Raw genomic sequence first — 21,984 nt, forward strand, 5'->3', positions numbered from 1 at the left:
GGCCGTGGCGGCTCACCCGAGCCGCCGCAAAAAACGGTGGATAGGCGATTACAGGGCCGCGCCGGAGCGCCGCCGCTTGATCGGGTGCAGGCCCTTGAGGCGCTCGGCACGTTGGCTGTTCTGCCGCTCCTGGTGCTCACGCCAGACCCGTTCGGCTGCAGCACTCAGCTCGCCCAGCGAACCCGCGCCGTCGAGCAAGGCCTGCAGCACCGCACGCAACTGCTCGAACATCGCCGACAGGGTTGCAGCAGCAAAACGCTCAAGTGGGTATTCGAAGCTCAGGTGCAGGTGCTGCTCGTCGTTGTAGAACGCCACCACCAGATCCAACTCGGCAGCCTGGCGCCCGGAGGGGAAGTCTTCGACCCGCAGGCCGCCCATCGACGGCAGGCGGCCGACGCCCTCCTGGTGGATCAACTTGATCGAGAACAGCGGCGAGCGGCCAGTGCGCCGAGGCAAGCGCAGAGCCTCGACCAGGCGCTCGAACGGCAAGTCCTGGTGGTCGGAGGCTTCGATCACCGCCTCGCGGCAACGCTCAAGCAGTTGCGCCACCGACAGCTCGGCGTCGAGGTCCACTTGCAGCACCAGCTGGTTGACGAAGAAGCCGACCATGCGTTCCAGCTCGGCGTGGTTGCGGTTGGCGATGTCGGTGCCGATACGCAGGCGCCGCTCCCCGGTGCGCTGTTGCAACACCACGTTAAAGGCGGCCAGCAGCACGCTGAACAGCGACTGGTTGCGCTGGCGGGCGAACTGGCGCAGCTGCGTACTCTGTTCGGCGCTGAAGGTGAAATGAACACTGCCACCCTGCCCGTCCAAGGCCGGCTCAGCAGTTGGGTCTTGCGGCAGTTCCAGCACGCTCGGCTGCTCACCCAGACGCGCCTGCCAGTAGTCCAGTTGACGTTGCAGTTCGCCGCCCTGCTCCAGCCAGTGTCGCTGCCAGCTGGCGAAGTCGGCGTAGTGCAACGTCAGGGCGGGCAACGCAGGTTCGCGGCCTTCGCTCAGGGCTGGATAAAGGCTGACGAATTCGTCGATCAACACCCGGAACGAACCATCGTCGGCGACGATGTGGTGCAAGGTCAGCAGCAGTACATGATCATCGTCCGCCAATTGCAGCAGGTGAACGCGCAGCAGCGGGCCGTTGGCCAGGTCGAAGGGCTGCGCGACTTCTTCGCGCGCCAGCGTGCGGGCGGTTTGCTCGGGGTCATCGAGGCCGCGCAGGTCGGTACGGCGCAGCGTCAACGGCAGGTCGTCGCGCACCTGCTGCCAAGTGCTGCCATCGGCTTCGTGATAGGTGCTGCGCAGCACCTCATGACGCGCTACCAGCCGCTCGAAAGCACACTGCAGCGCGATCGGGTCCAGCGCCCCGCGCAAGCGCAGCGCGCCGGGCATGTTGTACATCGAGCTGAGCGGCTCCAGGCTCCAGAGGAACCACAGGCGCTGCTGGGCGAACGACAGCGGCTTGCGGCCAGCACCTTCGACACGCTGCATCGCAGGCCGCGCCACCGCGCTGCCCTGCCCGGCCAACACCTGCACCTGAGCGGCGAAGTCACACAGCAGCGGGTGTTCGAACAAACTGCGTAATGGCACGCTCAGCCCCAGTTGCTGGCGCAATTGAGAAACGATCTGAGTGGCCAGCAATGAATGCCCGCCCAGTTCAAAGAAGTTGTCCTGGCGCCCCAGGCCCTCGACGCGCAGCACGTGCTGCCAGATCTGCCCGATGCGTTGTTCCAGCTCACCACGCAACGGTTCGCGGTTACCTGCCACAATGGGCTCAGGGGTCGGTAAGGCCTTGCGGTCAAGTTTGCCATTACGATTGAGCGGCAACGCCGGCAAGGCCAGCACCTGGCTCGGCAGCATGTAATCGGGCAGTTGCGCACGCAGGGCCTGACGCACTTCGGCGGTCAGCTCAGCGCTGCTCTGTGTGGCATCCGCAGGCACTGCATAACCAATCAACTGCTTGCCGGTGGCGCTGTCGTGCACCAGCACGGCAGCCTCACGGATCATCGGCAAGGCTTGCAGGTGCGCTTCCAGCTCGCCGAGTTCGACGCGGAAGCCTCGGATCTTCACTTGGTGGTCGGCGCGACCAATGTACTCCACCACCCCGTCCACCCGCGCGCGCGCCAGGTCACCACTGCGATACAGCCGCGTACCAGGGCGGCGGGCAAAGGGATCAGGCACAAAGCGCTCGGCAGTCAACGCCGCACGCCCGTGGTAGTTGCGTGCCAACCCCGCCTCGGCGGCGATGCACAGCTCACCGGCCAGCCCGACCGGTGCCAGTTGGCCGTGACTGTCCAAAATGTACAGCGCACGCCCCGGCAGTGCATGGCCGATGGGGATCGCGCCCTGGCTGTCGGCCAGCGTGCAGACATGGGTGCTGGACACCACGGTGGCCTCGGTCGGGCCATAGGTGTTGAGCAGGCGCACATGCCCAAGCCCGGCGGCGTGCCAGAGTTTAAGGCCTTCGGCTGACATGGCCTCGCCGCCCACATGCACCTGACGCAGGCGCCCGGCATCACGCGGTGCGCTGGCAGCCCAGTCCTGGGCGAGCAGGAACCAGTACGCGGCAGGCAAATCGGCGAGTGTCACACCGTGGGCAATGATCTGCTCATACAGGGTGGCGGTGTCCCACAGTTCATCGCCACGCAGCACCAGGCAGGCCCCCACGCACAGCGGCGGGTAGCACTGCTCGACGAAGCCATCGAAGCTGAAGGTGGCGAACTGCAGCACCCGGTCTTCAGCACTCAATTGTGAGTAGTCCGCGGCGATCACGCAGAACTCGCGCAGCGCAGCGTGCTCGATCGATACGCCCTTGGGCAGGCCGGTAGAACCGGAGGTGTAGATCAGGTAAGCGAGGTCACCGGCAGTGGCCTGATTCACCGGGTTGTCCGATGAGTAGTCCGCCAGCCAGTCGTCGCCCTCTTCGAGCGTCAGGCAGGCCACGCCTGCCGGCACCTGCAGCAGCCCCGACTGCATCAGCAGCAGGCTCAGGGCGCTGTCTTCGATCATGTAGGCCAGGCGCTCGGCCGGGTAATCCGGGTCCAGCGGCACGTAGGCGGCACCGGCCTTGAGCACCGCCAGCAGGCTGGCGATCATCGCCGGGCCTCGGCGCACCGACAGGCCGACGCGTTGGCCCGAGCCGACGCCACATTCGCGCAGGCGGTGGGCCAGGCGGTTGGCGCGAGCATTGAGTTCGCCATAGGTGCAGCGTTGCTCAGCGCCGATCAGTGCCAGCGCGTCTGGTGTGGCGGCGGCCTGACGCTCGAAACGTTGATGCACCAACAGCAGGCTGTCTGCCTGGTCATCCGCAGTACCGCACAGCGCCAGACGCTTGGCCTGCGCCTGTACACCCAGCAAGTTGAGGTTCGCCAAAGGCTGCTGCGGGGCCGTAACAAACTGCTGCAACAGGTCAATCAAGCCGTCACACAACTGCTGCACTTGAGCGGCGCTGAAGCGCTGGCGGTCATGGCTGAAGGTCAGGTCGAGGCTGGCGTGCTGCTCGATACCCAGGGTCAGCGGGTAACTGGTCTGCTCATGATTGCTCACAGAAGCGAAACGCAAGCCACCGGGTGCGCCTTGCTTGAGCGCTTCGGCCACCGGGAAATTTTCAAACACCAGCAAGGTGTCGAACAGCGCGCCCTGTTGGCCGGCCCAGCGCTGAATGTCGACCAACGAGGTGTGTTCGTGATCACGCAGGGCCAGGTTCAGCGCCTGTACCTCCTGCAGCCAGGCGGCAACGCCAAGGGTTGGCCGTGGCGCACAGACCACCGGCACTGTGTTGATGAACAAGCCGACCTGCTGCTCGATGCCCGGCAATTGTGCAGGCCGTCCGGCTACGGTCGCCCCGAACACCACCTGGGCCTGATTGCTGTAGCGCTGCAAGAGCAACGCCCAGGCTGCCTGGAACACGGTATTGACCGTCACCTGCTGGTCACGGGCAAAGTCGTTGAGGCGCTGGCTCAAGCCGACATCCAGCACCTGTTTCAGTTCGCCGTGGCCCGCTGCGGCTTGCTCGCGCGGCAGGGTTTCGGCCAGCAGGGTCGGCGCTTCCAGCACCTCGACCTGCTGGCGCCAGAAAGCTTGATCCTGCGCGGCATCGCGGCGTTGCAGCCAGCTCAGGTAGTCGGCGTAACGCCCAGCGTGGCCAGCCGGTGTCTGACCGGCATAGTGCTGCAAGACTTCGCCCAGCAGTTGGGCGTTGCTCCAACCGTCCATCAGGATGTGGTGGCTGGTGTAGATCAACTGGTAGCTGTCCGGGCCGAGCTGAACCAACAGCAGGCGCAGCAGCGGCGCGGCGTTCAGTTCGAAACCGATGGCACGCTGCTGTTCGGCCAACGCCTCAAGCGACTGCCCGGCACCCGGCATCACCTGCAACGGCACCTCGACGCGGCGGGCGATGGCCTGCAGCGGATGGTCCAAGCCTTCCCAGTAGTAGCGACTGCGCAGCACCTCGTGGCGCGCCAGGGCCGCGTGCCAGCTGGCGCGGAAGCGCTCGACATCGAGCCCGTCGATGCGCACCTGCAACTGGTTGATATAGGCACCGGCCTGCGGCTCATACAGGCTGTGAAAGAGCATGCCCTGCTGCAATGGCGACAGCGGATAGAGGTCTTCAACCGACGCCCAGTCGAGGGCCAGGGCGTCGAGCTGTGGCTGATCGAGGCGAGCCAGCGGGAAGTCCGACGGCGTCACCTCAGCCAGGCCCGGAGTCAGGCAGTGGTCGAGCAAGGCCTGCAGCTTCAGCGCAAAGCTCTCGGCGAGGCGGTCGATGGTCGAGGCATTATAGGTCTCGGCGCAGAAGCGCCACTCCAGTAGCAACTCGCCTTCGTACACCTGCCCTTCCAGGCTCAAGGCACTGGCCAGTGGTGCCAGCGGGTCCTGGGCGCGGCCGCTGCCTTCACTGGCCGGGGCGAACAAGGCGTCGTCGTTGAACTGTTGGTCGAGCTGCCCCAGGTAATTGAACAGGATGCCAGTTTGAGCCGGCAGCGGCGCCCCACCGAGGTAGCGCAGCACGCCGTAGCCAATGCCTTTGTCCGGCACCGCACGAAGCTGTTCTTTGACCGCCTTCACTGCCGCGCCCGGCGTACCCAGCGGGCTCAGGCGCACGGGGAACAGGCTGGTGAACCAGCCGACGCTGCGGCTCAGGTCAACGTCTTCGAACAGCGCTTCGCGGCCATGACCTTCAAGCAGCACCAGGCAATCCGCCTGGCCGCTCCAGGCACACAGCGCACGCCCCAGGGCAGTCAGCAGCAGGTCGTTGACCTGAGTGCGGTAGGCCTGTGGGGCACCTTGCAGCAGTTGGCGGGTGCGCATTGCGTCAAGGCGCCAACTGCGCGAGGCCGCGCTGGCGTTGACACAGCGACCATGCGGGTGATCCTGTGGCAATGCAGCGGCCTGCTGGGCCTGCCAGAACGGCAGTTGCGCCTCAGCGCCTGGCAGGTAGTCGCGCAGGCGTGCGGCCCAGTGCTGGTAGCCGGTGGTTTTCGGCGGCAAGGGCTGTTGCCGGTAAGCCTGCTGCAGGTCTTCAAGCAGCACCCGCCACGACACGCCGTCTACCACCAGATGGTGCACGGCCAGCAGCAGGCGCTGGCTACCGTCGGCCATCTCCACCAACAGCGCACGCAGCAGCGGCCCCTTTTCCAGATCGAGGCTGGCCTGGGCTTCGTCACACTGCTCACGCAACGCTTGCGCCGAGCCTGCCTGACGCAGCCACAGCGTCAGTGGCGCCGATTCAGCAAAGGCTTGCTGCCATTGGCCGTCGGTGTGGCGATAGCGCAGGCGCAAGGCATCATGCTGCGCGACTACCGCCTGCAAGGCCTTTTCCAGCACAGCGGCGTCGAGGCGCTGGCGCGAGGTCAGCAGCACCCCTTGGTTCCAGTGCTGACGCTGCACGATGGCGTTTTCGAAGAACCAGTGTTGGATCGGCGTCAGTGCCACTTCACCCTGCAGCGGCCCTTGCTCGATCACCAGCAGCGGTGCCTGTTCGACCGTTTCAGCCAGCGTGCGCAGGCTTTGGTACTTGAACACGTCGGCCGGGGTCAGGCGCAGGCCTGCCTGGCGGGCGCGACTGACCACTTGAATGGCGATAATCGAGTCGCCGCCCAGGGCGAAGAAGTTGTCATCCAGGCCTACCGCCTCGACGTTCAGCAACTGCTGCCAGATCTGTGCGAGCCGTGTTTGCCGCTCGTTCTGCGGTGCCTCGAAGGCCCGTTCACGCACAGCGCCCGCACGCGGCAGCGCCTTGCGGTCGAGCTTGCCGTTGGCCGTGACCGGCAAGCGTTCCAGGTGCAACAGAAACTCCGGCACCATGAACGCCGGCAGACGCTTGAGCAGGTGCGCCTGCAACTGGCTATTAAGCACCTGGGCATCGCCACTGGCCTCACTGAGCACCAGATACGCCACCAACTGCTTGTTGTCCTGGGCCAGCACCACCGCTTCCTTGACCGCCGGGTGGGCCATCAGCCCGGCTTCGATCTCACCCAGTTCAATGCGCAGACCACGGATTTTCACCTGATGGTCGAGGCGTCCGAGGTAATCGATCACGCCATCCTGGCGGTAACGCGCCAGATCACCAGTGCGGTACAGACGCTCGCCAGAGCCAAACGGATCGACGACAAAGCGCTCGGCGGTCAATGCCGGGCGGCGATGGTAGCCACGGGCCAGGCCGATACCGCCCAAGTACAACTCCCCCGCCGCACCTGCGGGCACCGGATTCAATTCGGCGTCGAGAATATGGGTGCGCAGGTTGGCGATCGGGCGGCCAATCGGCACGCTGTGACGGCCATCGTCAATGCAGGTCCAGTGGGTGACGTCGATGGCCGCTTCGGTGGGGCCATAAAGGTTGAACAGCCCGGCCTTTGGCAGGCGGGCGAACACCTGAGCCTGGGCATCGGCGGGCAAGGCCTCGCCGCTGCACACGATGCGCTGCAGGCTGGTGCAGGTTTCGACACCTGACTCGTGAATGAAGGCCTGGAGCATCGACGGCACAAAATGCAGGGTGCTGATGCGCTGCTCGACAATGGTCTGAATCAGCTGTTGCGGGTCGCGATGGGCGCCCGGTGCTGCCACCACCAAGCGTGCGCCGACCATCAGCGGCCAGAAGAACTCCCACACCGACACGTCGAAGCTGAACGGGGTTTTCTGCAACACGCTGTCGGCTGGGGTCAGGCTGTAGGCCTGCTGCATCCAGGCCAGGCGGTTGAACAGCGCCACATGGCTATTGCCCGCACCTTTCGGGCGCCCGGTCGAGCCGGAGGTGTAGATCACGTAAGCAAGGTTACCTGCGCTGTTGCTGTGCGCCGGGTTGTGCTCGCTGTAGCCCTGGGTGTCGAGGGTGTCCAGGCACAAGGTCTCAAGCTCGGCACTCACCGGCAAACGCTCAAGCAGCGCCGACTGCGTCAGCAGCAGGCGTACGCCACTGTCTTCGATCATGTAGGCCTGGCGTTCGGCCGGGTAGTCGGGATCAACCGGCACATAGGCACCGCCAGCCTTGAGGATAGCCAGCAACCCCACCACCATTTCCAGTGAGCGCTCCAGGGCGATGCCGACCAGCACCTCCGGGCCGACACCGGCCTCGATCAAGCGATGCGCCAGGCGGTTGGCGCGGGCGTTGAGCTGGGCGTAGGTGAGTTGCTCACCGGCAAACGCCAGCGCCGGGGCATCCGGGGTGCGCCCGGCTTGGGCTTCGATCAGCCAATGCACGCAAGGGCCATCGGCAAACACCTCGGCCGTGGCGTTCCACTGCAGCAGCAGGCGCTGGCGCTCCTGGCTGTCCAGCAGCGGCAGATCCCCCAGACGCGCCTGCGGGTTTTCGACGATGCCGTGCAGCAGGTTCAGCCAGTGGCCGCGCAACTGTTCGACACTGGCCTGCTCGAACAGGTCGCAGGCGTACGTCAGGGCCGCATGCAGGGCGCCGGACTTTTCCAGGGTGTCCAGGGCCAGGTCGAATTGCGTGGTGCGCCCACCCAGCTCCAGCCGCGAGGCTTTAAGGCCGTCGGCGATGGGCAACTGCTCGACATCAGCCACCAGCGGCTGGTGGTTGTAGAGCACCTGAAACAGCGGCGAATGGCTTGGGTCACGTTCCTGCTGCAAGGCGTTGACCAGTCGCTCGAAGGGCAGTTCCTGGTGCGCCTGAGCGCCCAGCACCGCTGCTTTGACCTGTGCCAGCAGCGCAGTAAACGGCAGATCGCCACCGGGCTCGGCGCGAAGCACCTGAGTGTTGACGAACAGACCGATCAAGCCCTCGGTCTCGGCCTTGCTGCGCCCGGCGACCGGCACACCGACGCGGATGTCGCGCTGGCCGGTGTAGCGGTGCAGCAGCGTCTGGAACGAGGCCAACAGCAGCATGAACAGGGTCACGCCCTGTTGCTGGGCCAGCGCACGCAGCCCCTGAGTCAACGCCGGATCGATGGCGAACTCCAGGCGCACGCCCCGGTAGCTGGGGTTGGCCGGACGCGGGAAATCGGTGGGCAGCTCCAGTACCGGCTGCTCATCACCCAACTGCGTCGTCCAATACGCCAGTTGGCGCTCCAGCTCACCCGACTCCAGCCAGCTGCGTTGCCACAGGGCGTAGTCGGCGTACTGGATCGGCAGCGCCGGCAACTGCAGCGGCGTGCCGGCCACGCACTGGGCATAGAGGCGGCTGAACTCATCGATCAGCACATTCATCGACCAGCCATCGGCGACGATATGGTGCAGCGTCACCAGCAGCACATGCTCGTGCTCAGCCATCCGCACCAGGCACACCCGCAGCAACGGCCCGCGCTGCAGGTCGAATGGCAGGCTTGCTTGTTCGCGTACGCAGTCGGCGAGCAGGACGTCACGCTCGGCCTGCTCGGCAAAATCGCGGTAGTCCAGCGGCAGCGGCCCGGCAGGTTGCAGGCACTGGCCCCAAACCCCGTCGTCGAGGCTGAACAAGGTACGCAGCGGTTCGTGGCGCGCCACCAGCGCTTCGAAGGCCGCCACCAGCGCCTCAACCTTCACCTCACCCTGCAAGCGCACCGCGCCGGGCAGGTTATAAGCACCACCCTGTGGATCGAGCAGCCACAACAAGCCCATGCGCTGCTGGGCATACGACGGCAGCGCCCGTTGCGGGCTGTCGACACCTGCCGGAATCGGCAGCATGGCGAAGTCCACCCCTTCCCGCCCCAAGGCCTGGAGGAACACCCGGCGTTTCTCCAGGGGCAAGGCGATAAAACGGCGGGCTAGCTTCTCGGCGTCTTCGGGTTTCATGCTGGGTTTCTTCCTTCTTGTTCACTCGTGGTGCCTGGAGCACGCGCATGCAGATAGGAACGAAACTCAATTCAATGGATTTAGCCCTCGCGGAAACGCCCGCCCCAGAGGCTCTGAAACATTTATTTTCATTTTGACTAGCAGGTTTTCGATTCTCATTCGTCCTATATAGAGAACAACACCGACCACCTACCGTGCTCGACGCCTGGGTGATGCTTTGCATCGCCCCCATTTTTTTCGAAACAAGACCAGCACCCATGTCGAAAAAGTCCCGCTCAAAACTCTGGTTCCTGGTGCATAGCTGGCTGGCCCTGCCCATCTGGTTCTTCGTCCTGATCGTCTGCGTCACCGGCACCCTGGCGGTGCTGAGCCAGGAGATCGTGTGGCTGGCCAACCCGGACGTGCGCGCCAGCAAGCCCAGTGACGACAGCCCCCTGCTGAGCTACCAGCAGATCTACGACGCCATGCTCAAGGCTGAGCCCGAGCTGGCGGTGAACTACATCAGCCGCCCCGGCGAGGACCATTTCGCCCTCACCGCCAGCGTCACCTACCCCGACGGCACCTCGCCGATCCTGTATGTGAACCCCTACACCGGCGTGATCCAGGGCAAGAGCCCGACCTTTGATTTCGAGGCCTTTACCCGCGCCCTGCACGGCTGGTGGCTGGTGCCGTTCACCAACGGCTACAGCTGGGGCTGGTACCTGGTGTCGCTGCTCGGCCTGCCGATGCTGTTGTCGCTGATTACCGGGCTGGTGGTGTACAAACGTTTCTGGAAGGGCTTTCTCAAGCCAACCCTGCGCCTGCGCCAGGGTGCGCGGATCTTCTGGGGCGATTTCCACCGCCTGAGCGGCATCTGGTCGATCTGGTTCATCGCGACCATTTCCATCACCGGCATCTGGTTCCTGATCCAGGCGATTCTGGCCGACAACCATGTGACCATCTCCAGCGAGCCGATCGTGCCGGCCATCGCCCGCGAAGACGTGCCGCGCACTGCCAACGGTGAAATTCCGCCACGGCTGAGCCTGGACGACGCCGAGCGCGCGGCCATGCAGCAGTTCCCGGGCCTTGAGGTGTCGTTCATCAGCATGCCTGGCAACGCCTATGCCCACTACTACATGGGTGGCCGCGGCTGGTACCCGTTGATGTTCGAGACCGTCAACGTCAACCCATTCAATAGCAAGGTCGAAGCGTCGTTCATGGTTGGCGACCGTTCGACCCTGGAGTTCGTCACCGAGTCGATGCGCCCGCTGCACACCGGCGACTTTGGCGGCTTGTGGGTCAAGTTGATCTGGGCGTTCTTCGGCATCCTGCTGTGCATGATGGTGTTCAGCGGTCTGCTGATCTGGACCAAACGCACCGCTCAGGCCACTGCTGCCGCCCTCAAGCGTGAGTCACGCGTTTCGCGTCAGCCAACCGAGACCAGCCCATCCCCGTCGGAGGCCAGCCTATGAGCAAGGCAGCAGTGATCGAGCACAGCCCGCTGCGGCGGCTGTGGCTGAAATGGCGCTTCCACTTGAACATCCTGCTGTTGCTGATTCCGCTGGGGCTGATGCCCAAGTACCTGCACGAAGCCTCGATGAACCGTGGCGAGATCGGCCTGGGCGAACGTGAACTCGGTGAGCTCAAGGCTGGCAAGTGGAGCGTGCAGATTGCCGAGCGTTTCGACGAGGCGCCGCGTTCCGACGGCCCGGCCGGTTACTTCAAGCAGTTCAAGATCGCCCTGTGCAGCACCTGCACCGACATCAAGGCTGTTTATTTGCGCGTTGGCAAACCGCGCAGCCTGCGCGCCGCCGGTGCGTTGTTCTCCGGCACCCCTTATCGCATGACCGGCGTGGTCAACATTCCGGTCAAGACATCCCCCGACGCGGACCTTTGGCTGACCTTCGAAGGCTGGGACGGCAGCATGCAACAAGTGTCGATCCCACTGAGCAAGGCCTCGCCGGCCACCGTCGCCTGGCTGAAACAACAAGGAGGCAAATCATGATGTCCAAGGCCCGCAGGCTGCTCCTGCTGCCGCTGTTGCTGGGCGCTGCCAGCCCGGCACTGGCGCACAACCCGATGTGCGAATGCAAGCCGGTCGACGGCGGGCAGATTGAATGCACCGGTGGTTTTTCCGATGGCAGCGGCGCGCCAGGGGTGACCCTGGACGTGATCGGCTACAACGAAGAGATTCTCGTACCGGGCAAGCTGGGGGAAAACTCCAAGCTGACCTTCAAGCGCCCTGAAGGCGAGTTCTACGTGTTGTTCGATGCCGGCCCCGGCCACGTGGTGGAAATCGACTACGCAGATATCGAGCAATGAGCCGGGTCCAGGTGGTACGCCCGGCCGGTGCCGGGCATGAAACCCTTTACGTACTGCTGGTGAGCCTGCTGATTCTGGCAGTGGCCGCGAGCATCGTCGCCCTGCGCGGCGAGCGCCACGACGAGGTCAGCATCGAGGCCCACCAACTCGATGCGCGCCGCGACCTCAACGCGGCCGAACAAGGTGTATACGCCGACCTGCGTGTAGCGTTCGAAGACATCCAGCTGCGCCGCGAAGAAGATCCAGCCTTGGTTGAAGTTGCGGTGCTGGCCGAAGAAGGCTTCCCGCCGTTCGTCCACGATGCCAGCAGCGCCAGCCGCGGCGAGCATCAATGGCAGCTGCTTGGCGAACACGCCTATCTCGGCCTGAGCCAGGCGCCGACGGTAGCCGGTAGCTTCCTGATGCTGGTGCCAGCCGCCCATGACGGCGCTGCCGATGTCTGGCTACAGCGCAAAGCCGATGCCAGCGTGCCCACCGACCTCACTCCCGCCGCGCTGATCAGCGCCGGTTGGCAACAGATCGCCGCCCAGTATGACGCCGGCGTCACCCGCCAACATCGCCACTGACCCAAGGACGCCCCATGTTTCGCTCCCGCCTCGCCCGTCGTCTTTTGACTGTGTTGCTTGCCGTTACCCTGCCCACACTGGCGCACGCCGACAGCCAGGGTAAACCGCTACGCATCGGCATCACCCTGCATCCGTATTACAGCTACGTCACCAACATCGTCGGCGACAAAGCCGAGGTGGTACCGCTGATTCCGGCCGGCTTCAACCCTCACGCCTACGAACCGCGCGCCGAGGATATCAAGCGCATCGGCAGCCTGGACGTGGTGGTGCTCAACGGCATCGGCCACGATGACTTTGCCGACCGCATGATCGCCGCCAGCGAAAAGCCGCAGATCACCGTGATCGAAGCCAACACCAACGTACCGCTGCTGGCCGCTACCGGCGTAGCGGCACGCGGTGCGGGCAAGGTGGTCAACCCGCACACCTTCCTGTCGATCAGCGCCACCATTGCCCAGGTCAACAACATTGCCCGCGAGCTGGGCAAGCTGGACCCGGACAACGCCAAGTTTTACAGCCAGAACGCCCGCGCCTACGCCAAGCGCTTGCGCAAGCTGCGTGCCGACGCCCTGGCCCAGGTCACCGAAGCGCCGGGCGCCGAGTTCCGCGTTGCTACCATTCATGCCGCCTACGACTACCTGGTGCGTGAATTCGGCCTGGAAGTCACTGCGGTAGTCGAGCCGGCTCACGGCATCGAACCAAGCCCGAGCCAGTTGAAGAAAACCATCGACCAGCTCAAAGCGCTGGATGTGAAAGTGATCTTCTCGGAAATGGACTTCCCTTCGGCCTACGTCGAAACCATCCAACGCGAGTCCGGGGTGAAGATCTACCCATTGACCCACATCTCCTATGGCGACTACAGCAAGGAAAAATACGAGGTCGAGATGAAGCGCAACCTCGACACCGTGGTCCGAGCGATCAAGGAGTCGAAGGCATGACCGTGGCTGAAACAAGCATCATCCAGGCGCGCGGGCCGAGCATTGAGTTCGACGGCATCGATCTGACCCTGGGCCGCACGCGCATTCTCGATCAGGTCAGCTTCAAGGTGGCCGCCGGTAGCGTGCATGCGCTGGTAGGCCCCAACGGCGGTGGTAAGAGCTCACTGGTGAAAACCTTGCTCGGGCAAATGCCGCATCAAGGTCAACTGAGCCTGACCTGGCCCGACGATAGCCAGGTCATCGGCTACGTGCCGCAAGCTCTGGAGTTCGACCGTGGTCTGCCCATGACCGTCGACGACTTCATGGCCGCCATGTGCCAACGCCGCCCGGCGTTTCTTGGCCTGTCGCGCAAGGTAGCCCCGGCCATCGACGCGGCACTGGCGCGCGTCGGCATGCTCGACAAGCGCAAGCGACGCATGGGCGCGCTGTCGGGAGGTGAGCGTCAGCGCGTACTGCTGGCGCAGGGCCTGATCCCGGCCCCACAATTGCTGGTACTGGATGAGCCGATGTCAGCGTTGGACGAGGCCGGCATCCAGGTGTTCGAGCGCTTGCTGCTGGACTGGCGCGCTGCCGGCACCACCGTGCTGTGGATCGAACATGACCTGGAAGCCGTCAAGCGCCTGGCCGACAAGGTCACCGGGCTCAGCCGCCGGGTGCTGTTCGACGCCGCGCCCGAGCACGCCCTGACTCCCGAGCGCCTGCTCAGCCTGTTCTCCATCCACCCGCGCAGCGAGCACACCGCCTGATGAACTACGAAGAATTTCGCCTGCTGATTCAAGGCTGGGCCAGCGCCGGCTACCTGCCTGAAGCCCTGGCCTATGGCTTTGTGGTCAATGCCTTGCTGGCCGGCCTGATGATTGGCCCGGTACTGGGTGGGCTGGGCACCCTGGTGGTGGTCAAGCGCTTTGCCTTCTTCTCCGAAGCTGTCGGCCACGCTGCGCTGACCGGCGTGGCCATCGGCATCCTGCTCGGCGAGCCCTACACCGGCCCATACGGCAGCCTGTTCGGCTACTGCCTGCTGTTCGGCATTCTGCTGAACTTTTTGCGCAATCGCACCGGGTTGTCACCCGATACCCTGATCGGCGTGTTCCTCTCGGTGTCGCTGGCCCTGGGTGCCAGCCTGCTGCTGATGCTGGCCGGCAAAATCAACGTGCACATCCTCGAAAACGTGCTGTTCGGCTCTGTGCTCACCGTCAGCGGTCACGACCTGCTGGTGCTCGGCATCGTCGGCACGCTGGTGCTGGCCCTGGCCCTGCCGCTGTACAACCGCATCATGCTGGCCAGCTTCAACCCACAACTGGCGGCGGTGCGCGGGGTGGCGGTGAAGAGCCTGGACTACCTGTTCGTGGTGCTGGTGACCCTGGTCACCGTGGCGGCGGTGAAAGTCATCGGCGCGATTCTGGTCGGTGCCTTGCTGGTAATTCCGGCGGCAGCGGCACGCCTGATCAGTCAGTCGCTCAAAGGTTTCTTCTGGGCCTCGGTACTGATTGCCACCCTGAGCACCCTGGTCGGCATTTTGCTGCCCATCGTCTTTGACCTGCCGGTTCCTTCCGGCGCGGCGATCATTCTCGTCGCCGGCTGCTTTTTCGCCCTTGCCGCCCTGGCCCGCGGCCTTGTTCCACGCTTGCAAGGAAACCCGGCATGACCTTCGAACTCAAGCACCTGTGCCTGGCCCTGAGCCTGGCCGCCCTGCCCGCCTTGAGCGTGGCCCAGACGGCACCGACGGCGGTCCAGCAACACGCCAGCGTCACCGTACTGGCCTCGCTGCCGGTCACCCACGCCCTGGCCAGCGCCTTGCTCGACGGCACATCAGTCACCCTGCAACGTGCTGCGCCGGCGAACCTTCCGGCGTCGCGTCAGCCGTCCTATTTCAGCGGCCGTGGCGGCGCGAGCCTGCAAAAAGCCGCAAGCCAGGCCGATGCGGTGATTGCCCTGCGCTCGATCTGGAGCGACGACCCACTGTACCCGGTGGCGCGGCGCAGCAACATCCGCATCGTTGAAATCGACGCCGCCCGCCCGGTGGACGGCGCGCTGCCGGGGATTGCCGTGCAAGGCAACAATGCCTTTGCCGCCTACCCCTGGCTCAACCCTACCAACCTGGGGCGCATGGCCGACGTATTGGCTAACGATCTCGGCCGCCTGAGCCCGAGCGAACAGCCGAAAATCCAGGCCAACCTCGCCAGTTTCAAACGCCAACTGCTGGAGCTGAGTGCCACCAGCGAATCGCGCCTGGCCGAAGCCGACAACCTCAGCGTGGTCAACCTCTCGGAGCGTCTGGACTACCTGATCAGCGGCTTGAATCTGGATTTGATCGACCACCCGCGTGTGGCGGACGATCAGTGGGATGACGCTGCGCTCAAGCGCCTGGGTGAGGAACTCAAGGGGCAGGACGTGGCGCTGGTGCTGCACCATAAACAGCCAAGCCCGGCGGTGCAGGAAGTGATCAAAGAATCAGGGGCCAAACTGGTGGTGATTGATACTGAGGCGCCAGACACCGTTGCCGGGTTGAAGGCCAGTGTTGAGCAAGTGGTGGAAGCCCTGATCCCGACTAAAGCCTGACCCCGACTGTGGGAGCGGGCTTGCCCCGCGATTGCGATCTGACTGAAAAACCGCAATCGCGGGGCAAGCCCGCTCCTACAGGCCCCAATCAGCGTTTCATGCAGCGCTGGTAGCGCTCATCAACGCGGTTGGCGAACCAGGCGGTGGTCAGTTTGCGGGTAATTTTCGGGCTTTTGAGCTCGATCCCCGGCAACTGCGCCCGTGGCAACGGTTTGCCCACCTTGCCTTCCGCCAGGGCATAGACCCCGCTGTACAGTTTGGTGTCTTCGAAATCCAGGCTGTCGCCCTTTTCCAGTTGATCGCGGATGCTCGGGTTGCGCAGGCTCAACTTTTCTCCCAGGCGCCGCGCAGCCTTCTCGGTATTGCCGGGCATGATCGCCCCCGGGGCTATGAGGTCGCCATCCAACGCCAAGGTCACGCCGCTGGCACGGCTCAAGGCGTTCTGGAACGCCGCATTGCGGCTGGCGTACCAACCGGCGTTGAAGTCGGCAAAGCGGTACAGCTGACGCTCATAGTGGCTGGGGTAACCCAACAAATGAGCGATACCGAAGTACATTCCGCCACGACGGCTGAAGACTTCCTGGCGAATCGTGCCTTCGTGGCTATAGGGATAGTCGCGGGCATTACGCTCGGCAAAGGCAATGCTGACCTGCATCGGCCCGCCGGTACGCACCGGGTTCAAGTCCCCCAGTAGAGTACGGCCCATCGGCACACTGCCGATCAGGTCATCGAAAATCGCGCTGAGCTGCTTTTCGCTGCGCACCGCTGCCAGCCGCTCGTTGTAGGTTTTGCCATTGGGTGAGCGGGTTTGCAGGGCGCCGTTGACCAGCAATTGCGGGATATGCAGGCTGGCCGCCCGGCGATCGATTTCCTGGCGGGCAATACGACCCAGGCCGGGCACTTGTGGGTCGGCCTGGAAAGTCGATTCTTGTTCGGTGACAGCCAGCACGGCACACAGGTTGGAACGGCTCGGGGTGATTTTTTGCGCCGTGAAGGCGGTCTGGATGTCCCGAGCCCAGCCCTCACGGTCTTTGGTGGCGGCCGGCAACAGGCGCACAATCTGCGCCCGCACCTTGGCGGGGTCGGTTTCAGGTGCCTCGCGCTGCGTCACACAACCTTGTACCGTCAACAACACGGCAACGGCCAGCAACAATCCTCTAACGTGCATGCAACGCCCTCGCCGGCTCAGGGCTGTTCACCCACCATGTAGGTTTTGCTGATGTGCCGGAACTGCTCATGGCCCGAGCTTTCCATCAACTCGAACACCACCATTTCGCGGGTGACGATCTGTGCACCGGCGTCACGCATCCGCGCAATGCCCGCGGCCTGATTATGGGCGCCGCGGCAATCACAGGCATCCTCGACCACAAACACCTGCTTGCCAAGGGCGCGCAAGCCGAGCACGGTTTGCAGCACACAGATATGGGTTTCCATGCCGCAGACAATCACTTGCTCACGGGCCAGCAAGGACGCAGGCAGGCATTCGCCAGCAACGCAGGAGAAGTGCAGCTTCTCCACCACCTGGGCAGCAGGCGACGCCTCTTTGAGGGCGGCAACCGTCGGGCCGAGGCCTTTGGGGTACTGCTCGGAAATCACCGTCGGCAGCCCCAGCTCGGCGGTGGCGGCCATCAGCCAACGGGTCCGGGCCAGGGTGCCGGCCGGGTCGCTGACGGCACCGATGAGTTTTTCCTGCACGTCGATGACCAGCAAGCTGGCCTGATTTGCCTTGATCAACATTCCCTGCACCTGCGTCATGGTTAAGCCGCTAAGGCTCACCCAGCGCAGGCTACCGCGTCAAGATGGGGCTCCAGCGCGGCGCTGAGCACACCCAGCACGCGGTCTTCATGTTCATGAATGAAGAAATGACCGCCGGGGAACGTCTCCAGGGAAAAATCGCCCACGGTTTCCCGGCGCCAGGCCAACAACTGCGCCTCGCTGGCGCGGTCGTCTTCCCCGCTCAGCACATGCAACGGGCAATGCAAGGCCGGGCGCTGGCGGTAGGCATAACGCCCACACAGCAGAAAATCGGCACGTAATACCGGCAAAGTCAGGCTCATCAACTCCTGATTGGCCAACACCTCTTCCGGGGTGCCCTTGAGCTTGCGCAGCTCCTCGATCAATACGGCGTCACTTCTGGGTTCACGCCACAGATCGCCTTCGTAGTCTTCACGCCGCGTCGGTGCGGCGGTTCCACTGGCGAACAGCGCCACTGGCGACGGGCAGCCCAGTGCCTGCAGCTCATGGGCCAGCTCAAACGCCAGCAACGCTCCCAAGCTGTGGCCGAGCAGCGCATAAGGCTGATGCGCCGCCAGGCGCTGCTCACTGGCCAGTTGCCGTGCCAGGGCCTGCATATCGGTGTACAACGGCTCGCCCATGCGCGCACCGCGCCCGGGCAACTCCACCGGGCGCAGGTTCAGCCATGCTGGCAACTTGCGCCGCCAGCGGCTGTACACCATGGCGCTGGCACCCGAATACGGCAGGCACAACAGGGTCAGTGACGACACACCCCGGCCCTCAGTGCGACGCTGCGGTTTCGGCCATTTTCTGGCGCAGGCTCAGCGGACGCATGTCAGTCCAGACTTCGTCGATGTAGGCCAGGCATTCCTTTTTCAGGCCGCTCTTGCCCACGGTGCGCCAGCCGGCCGGTACTGCTTTGTAGTCGGGCCAGATGGAATACTGTTCTTCGTGGTTGACCACTACCTGGAACACGATGTCGTCGCGGTCGAATACCGATGTCATTGCCTGTCTCCTGGATTGAATGGGCCCGCTGCACAGCGTGCGTACGGTGGCTACCCAAGAGAACGAACGGGGCTCGAAGAAAATTAATCCCGGTGTGCCATGCTTTAGCGCTGAGACACTGGATAAATGCGCCGCAACGCGCCATCCTCCCGGCCTTTTGCCTGCTTACCTCGCCAAGGATCCGTTTTATGTCCATCGCCTCCCTCACCGCCAGCGAGCTTGCGTTCATCGACGACACCCTGCTCAAGTACGGCGACGACCACTCCGTACTCAACATGTCGGAACTGGACGGCTTCTGCACCGCCCTGGTTTCAGGCCCCGCGCAGGTCGACATCAGCGAGTGGTTCCCGGCCATCTGGGGCGGCCAGACGCCACAATGGGAAACCCCCGAAGAATGCCACCAGTTCATCGACCTGTGCATCAAGCACCTCAATGCCCTGGCATCCCAACTGGCCACCGCCCCAAACAGCTTCAGTGCGCGCTTCGACCAGACCGAACACAACGGCCAGCCACTAACCCTGGCTGAAGAATGGTGCTTTGGTTACGTACGTGCCGTGGCCGTGAGCAACTGGCCACAGCTGCCTGAAGGCCTGGCCCTGCAGCTGCAGAAAATTACCGACTGCGCCGAGCAGGATAACTTCGAACTGCCGGTGGACTTGGATGTGGTGCTGCACCGTCAGCGGGTCGCAGCAATCGAACCGGCTGCGCAGGCGCTGCATGATTATTGGGCGAATCTGCGTTAACGGTAGGAGCGGCGGTGCGGCGACCCTACCAGCTGCTCATCAATGCTGGACATAAATAGTGGCAAATTAGTAGCATCGACTACCCTTACAAAAATAAACAGCCAGGGAGGCTGTATGAGCCGTATTGTCCATCGCCCGATCCACCTCGAACTGCGCCCGACGCTCACCTGGATCGACACCTGGCAAGGACCGGACAACGGTCTGATCCGCTGCTGGGAAATCGGCCGCGAACGTGCGTTCAAACATCCTGATATTGCCCAACGCTGCCTGGCCGGTGAATTACCGGTACTGGGTTGGAAAGGCGGTGTCGAACGCACGCTGAAAAAGCGCGAAAAATTCGGCTCGCTCAAATACCTCGCCCAATGGCAAGGACTGCGCGGCGAAGACCTGCAGATCGACACCACGGCAGAAGTCACCCTCAACTGCAGCCGCACCGGCATGGCCGTGACCTTCACCCCGGACCAGAGCAAGTACTACAACCTGCTGATGGAAAGTGACGAATAGGGCATGCGCAAGATCGCGAGGCAAGCCCGTTTCCACTGAGTAAGGCAGTTGCCCCCATATCGCACTCATGGGCTCGGACAAAATGATTGCGAAACGTTACTGAGAACGAATACCATTCGTGCGTGGAGTTTTATTTGCGCATGGAGTTCCCGCGCGGTCCTAATTTTTCTTTGATGGCGCCGCGCCGCCCAGGAACGAAACATGACAACTCCAGCCCGACTTGGCGCGCCCTTTCGCCCGTCAATGCTCGCCTTGCTCTGCTCGCTGTCCGTCACCGCCCTTGCCGCTACGCCTGATAACGATGCAACGCCACTGGTGCTGGGTGATGTAAACGTCAGTGCCGAAGCACCTCCCCCTGCTGGCCTGCCGCCAGTGTATGCCGGCGGTCAAGTCGCACGGGGCGGACAACTGGGTGTGCTGGGTAACCAGGACATCATGGACGTGCCGTTCAGCATGACGGCTTACACCGAAGAACTGATCCGCGACCAGCAAGCCGAAAACGTGGGTGATGTGCTGCTCAACGACGCCTCGGTGCGTCAGGCTTCCGGGTTTTCCAACCAGGCCCAAACCTTCATGATTCGAGGCCTGCCGCTCAACGGTGATGATATTTCCTATAACGGTCTGTACGGCATCCTGCCGCGGCAGATCATTTCCACCGACGCCTTGGAGCGCGTGGAAGTCTTCAAAGGCCCGAACGCCTTTATCAATGGCGTGACCCCATCCGGCTCTGGCATTGGCGGCGGCGTCAACGTGCAACCTAAGCGTGCCGATGACGTACCGCTGCGTCGCTTCAGCACCGACATCAGCGATGACGGCCGTGTTGGCGAGCACCTTGATATCGGCCAGCGTTTCGGTGAAAATAACCAGTTCGGCGCGCGGATCAACCTGTCCCAGCGCGAAGGCGACACTGCCATCGATGATGAAAACCAACGCTCCAAGCTGTTCGCTATTGGCCTGGACTACCGTGGTGACGCCCTGCGTATCTCCGGTGATTTCGTTTATTCGAAAGAACGCGTCAATGGTGGCCGTAGCTCGGTGAACCTCGGAAACGCCACGCACATCCCGGATGCACCCTCGGCCGACACCAACTATGCACAGAAATGGGGCTTCACCCAGATCGAAGACACCTTCGGCATGCTGCGTGCCGAGTACGACCTCAATGAGAGCTGGACCGCCTACGCCGCTGCCGGTGCCAAGCACACCCGCGAAGTCGGCAACTATGACTCCACGACCCTGGTCGGCAACGATGGCAGCTCGGTCACCAGCGGCTCCTTCATTCCCCACGATGAAGACAACAGCAGTGCCATGGCCGGTCTCAACGGCAAGTTCAGCACCGGCCCGGTCAGCCACCAGCTCAACTTCGGCCTTGCTGGCATCTGGACCCAACAGCGTAACGCCTTCGATTTCGACCTGACCCGCTATCCGAACAACATCTACCACCCAATCGACGTGCCGGCGCCACAGGGTGGATTCTCCGGCGGCGACTTGCACGATCCAGGCATCACTGGCAAAACCTTCGCGCGTAGCGGTGCGGTCTCCGACACGCTGGGCTTCTTCGATGATCGCCTGCTGGTGACCGTCGGCGTACGTCGCCAACAATTGGTCGTTCAGGGTTACGCCTATGGCACTGGGACCCGCACCTCCAACTACGACGAGTCGATCACCACCCCGGTGTACGGCATCGTGTTCAAGCCATGGGAGCACGTATCCTTTTACGCCAACCGTATCGAAGGCCTGGCTGAAGGCCCGACATCGCCGACTACCGCCGGCTCGCGTGTCGTGGTCAACGGCAATGAAGTCTTCGCTCCGGCCCGCTCGAAACAGATCGAAGCCGGCGTCAAAGTCGACATGGGCACCTATGGCGCCACCCTTGGCGTGTATCGCATCGAGCAACCGGCTGATGGCTACACCGAAATCATCGACGCCAACACCGCGCGCTTCGTGCACGAAGGTGAGCAGGTTAACAAAGGCGTAGAGCTCAACGTCTTCGGCGAACCTGTCGACGGCCTGCGCCTGCTCAGCGGCGTTACCGTAATGGACACCGAACTGAAGAAAACCCAAGGTGGGCTCAATGACGGCAATCACGCTATTGGCGTGCCGACCTTCCAGTTCAATGCCAGCGTGGATTGGGACGTGCCCGGCCTGCAAGGTCTAGCACTCAACGGCCGGATGCTGCGCACTGGTGGCCAGTACGCCGACGCGGCTAACAACCTCAGCCTGCCGACCTGGAACCGCTTCGACGCGGGTGCCCGTTACGCGTTCAAGGTCCAGGAGAAGGATGTGACCTTGCGCTTAGGGGTCGAGAACGTCGCGAACAAGAAATACTGGGAGTCAGCTCAAGGTGGCTACCTGACGCAAGGCGAGCCACGGGTCGCGAAATTGTCCGGCACCATCGACTTCTGAGTTCTGCAAAAG

The 21,984-nt window shown here is 63.5% G+C and carries 16 protein-coding genes; 11 read left to right on the forward strand and 5 right to left on the reverse strand.

Annotation, left to right across the window (positions count from 1 at the left end):
- Positions 1 to 48: 48 nt before the first annotated feature.
- On the reverse strand, positions 49 to 9,222 hold the full coding sequence (locus E1573_RS13525) for a non-ribosomal peptide synthetase (protein ID WP_133214442.1): 9,174 nt from the start codon (positions 9,220 to 9,222) through the stop codon (positions 49 to 51).
- Between the two features lie 257 nt (positions 9,223 to 9,479).
- Between E1573_RS13525 and E1573_RS13530 the strand changes: the two genes are divergently transcribed.
- The 8 genes from E1573_RS13530 to E1573_RS13565 are packed head-to-tail and all read left to right on the forward strand — an operon-like array spanning position 9,480 to position 15,583.
- A complete protein-coding gene (locus tag E1573_RS13530; RefSeq protein WP_133214444.1) occupies positions 9,480 to 10,673 on the forward strand; it encodes a PepSY domain-containing protein in 1,194 nt (397 codons plus the stop codon).
- Positions 10,670 to 11,206 carry a thiamine pyrophosphate-binding protein gene (locus E1573_RS13535; protein ID WP_133214446.1) on the forward strand — a complete coding sequence of 179 codons (537 nt, stop codon included), beginning with the start codon at positions 10,670 to 10,672 and terminating at the stop codon, positions 11,204 to 11,206. Before E1573_RS13530 ends, E1573_RS13535 begins: the two co-directional genes overlap by 4 nt.
- Positions 11,203 to 11,523, forward strand: a complete 321-nt coding sequence (locus E1573_RS13540; RefSeq protein ID WP_371925165.1) for a hypothetical protein — start codon at positions 11,203 to 11,205, stop codon at positions 11,521 to 11,523. The genes E1573_RS13535 and E1573_RS13540 overlap by 4 nt, the downstream gene beginning before the upstream one ends.
- Positions 11,520 to 12,089 (forward strand): DUF6162 family protein, encoded by a 570-nt coding sequence (locus tag E1573_RS13545; protein WP_133214448.1) that lies wholly within the window; start codon positions 11,520 to 11,522, stop codon positions 12,087 to 12,089. Before E1573_RS13540 ends, E1573_RS13545 begins: the two co-directional genes overlap by 4 nt.
- 14 nt (positions 12,090 to 12,103) lie before the next feature.
- Positions 12,104 to 13,024 (forward strand): metal ABC transporter substrate-binding protein, encoded by a 921-nt coding sequence (locus E1573_RS13550; protein ID WP_133214450.1) that lies wholly within the window; start codon positions 12,104 to 12,106, stop codon positions 13,022 to 13,024.
- Complete coding sequence (locus tag E1573_RS13555; protein ID WP_133214452.1) at positions 13,021 to 13,770, forward strand: metal ABC transporter ATP-binding protein; 750 nt, start codon at positions 13,021 to 13,023, stop codon at positions 13,768 to 13,770. The genes E1573_RS13550 and E1573_RS13555 overlap by 4 nt, the downstream gene beginning before the upstream one ends.
- Entirely contained in the window at positions 13,770 to 14,669 is a 900-nt protein-coding gene (locus tag E1573_RS13560) for a metal ABC transporter permease (RefSeq protein ID WP_133214454.1), read from the forward strand. Before E1573_RS13555 ends, E1573_RS13560 begins: the two co-directional genes overlap by 1 nt.
- Positions 14,666 to 15,583: a metal ABC transporter solute-binding protein, Zn/Mn family gene (locus tag E1573_RS13565; RefSeq protein ID WP_133214456.1), complete on the forward strand. Its 918-nt coding sequence runs from the start codon at positions 14,666 to 14,668 to the stop codon at positions 15,581 to 15,583. Before E1573_RS13560 ends, E1573_RS13565 begins: the two co-directional genes overlap by 4 nt.
- 88 nt (positions 15,584 to 15,671) lie before the next feature.
- On the opposite strand, the gene E1573_RS13570 is transcribed toward E1573_RS13565, so the two are convergent.
- From E1573_RS13570 to E1573_RS13585, 4 genes are read right to left on the reverse strand one after another with little or no spacing between them, the layout of a single operon-like run.
- Positions 15,672 to 16,751: a DUF1615 domain-containing protein gene (locus E1573_RS13570; RefSeq protein WP_133214458.1), complete on the reverse strand. Its 1,080-nt coding sequence runs from the start codon at positions 16,749 to 16,751 to the stop codon at positions 15,672 to 15,674.
- Between the two features lie 17 nt (positions 16,752 to 16,768).
- The gene (locus E1573_RS13575) at positions 16,769 to 17,320 is read right to left on the reverse strand and encodes a hydrolase (protein ID WP_133214460.1); all 552 of its coding nucleotides are present in this window, start codon (positions 17,318 to 17,320) and stop codon (positions 16,769 to 16,771) included.
- Between the two features lie 35 nt (positions 17,321 to 17,355).
- Entirely contained in the window at positions 17,356 to 18,087 is a 732-nt protein-coding gene (locus E1573_RS13580) for a thioesterase II family protein (RefSeq protein ID WP_133214462.1), read from the reverse strand.
- A gap of 10 nt (positions 18,088 to 18,097) precedes the next feature.
- Positions 18,098 to 18,322: an MbtH family protein gene (locus tag E1573_RS13585; RefSeq protein ID WP_038609386.1), complete on the reverse strand. Its 225-nt coding sequence runs from the start codon at positions 18,320 to 18,322 to the stop codon at positions 18,098 to 18,100.
- A 188-nt stretch (positions 18,323 to 18,510) separates the two neighbouring features.
- Between E1573_RS13585 and E1573_RS13590 the strand changes: the two genes are divergently transcribed.
- From E1573_RS13590 to E1573_RS13600, 3 genes are all read left to right on the forward strand, one after another.
- Positions 18,511 to 19,065, forward strand: coding sequence for a UPF0149 family protein (locus E1573_RS13590; protein ID WP_133214464.1), 555 nt, complete (start codon positions 18,511 to 18,513; stop codon positions 19,063 to 19,065).
- A 114-nt stretch (positions 19,066 to 19,179) separates the two neighbouring features.
- Complete coding sequence (locus E1573_RS13595; protein ID WP_133214466.1) at positions 19,180 to 19,569, forward strand: hypothetical protein; 390 nt, start codon at positions 19,180 to 19,182, stop codon at positions 19,567 to 19,569.
- Between the two features lie 201 nt (positions 19,570 to 19,770).
- Positions 19,771 to 21,972, forward strand: a complete 2,202-nt coding sequence (locus E1573_RS13600) for a TonB-dependent siderophore receptor (protein ID WP_133214468.1) — start codon at positions 19,771 to 19,773, stop codon at positions 21,970 to 21,972.
- Positions 21,973 to 21,984 lie beyond the last annotated feature (12 nt).

Origin of the sequence: Pseudomonas sp. H9 (assembly GCF_004353925.1) — a bacterium.
In the GTDB taxonomy this organism is placed as follows: domain Bacteria; phylum Pseudomonadota; class Gammaproteobacteria; order Pseudomonadales; family Pseudomonadaceae; genus Aquipseudomonas.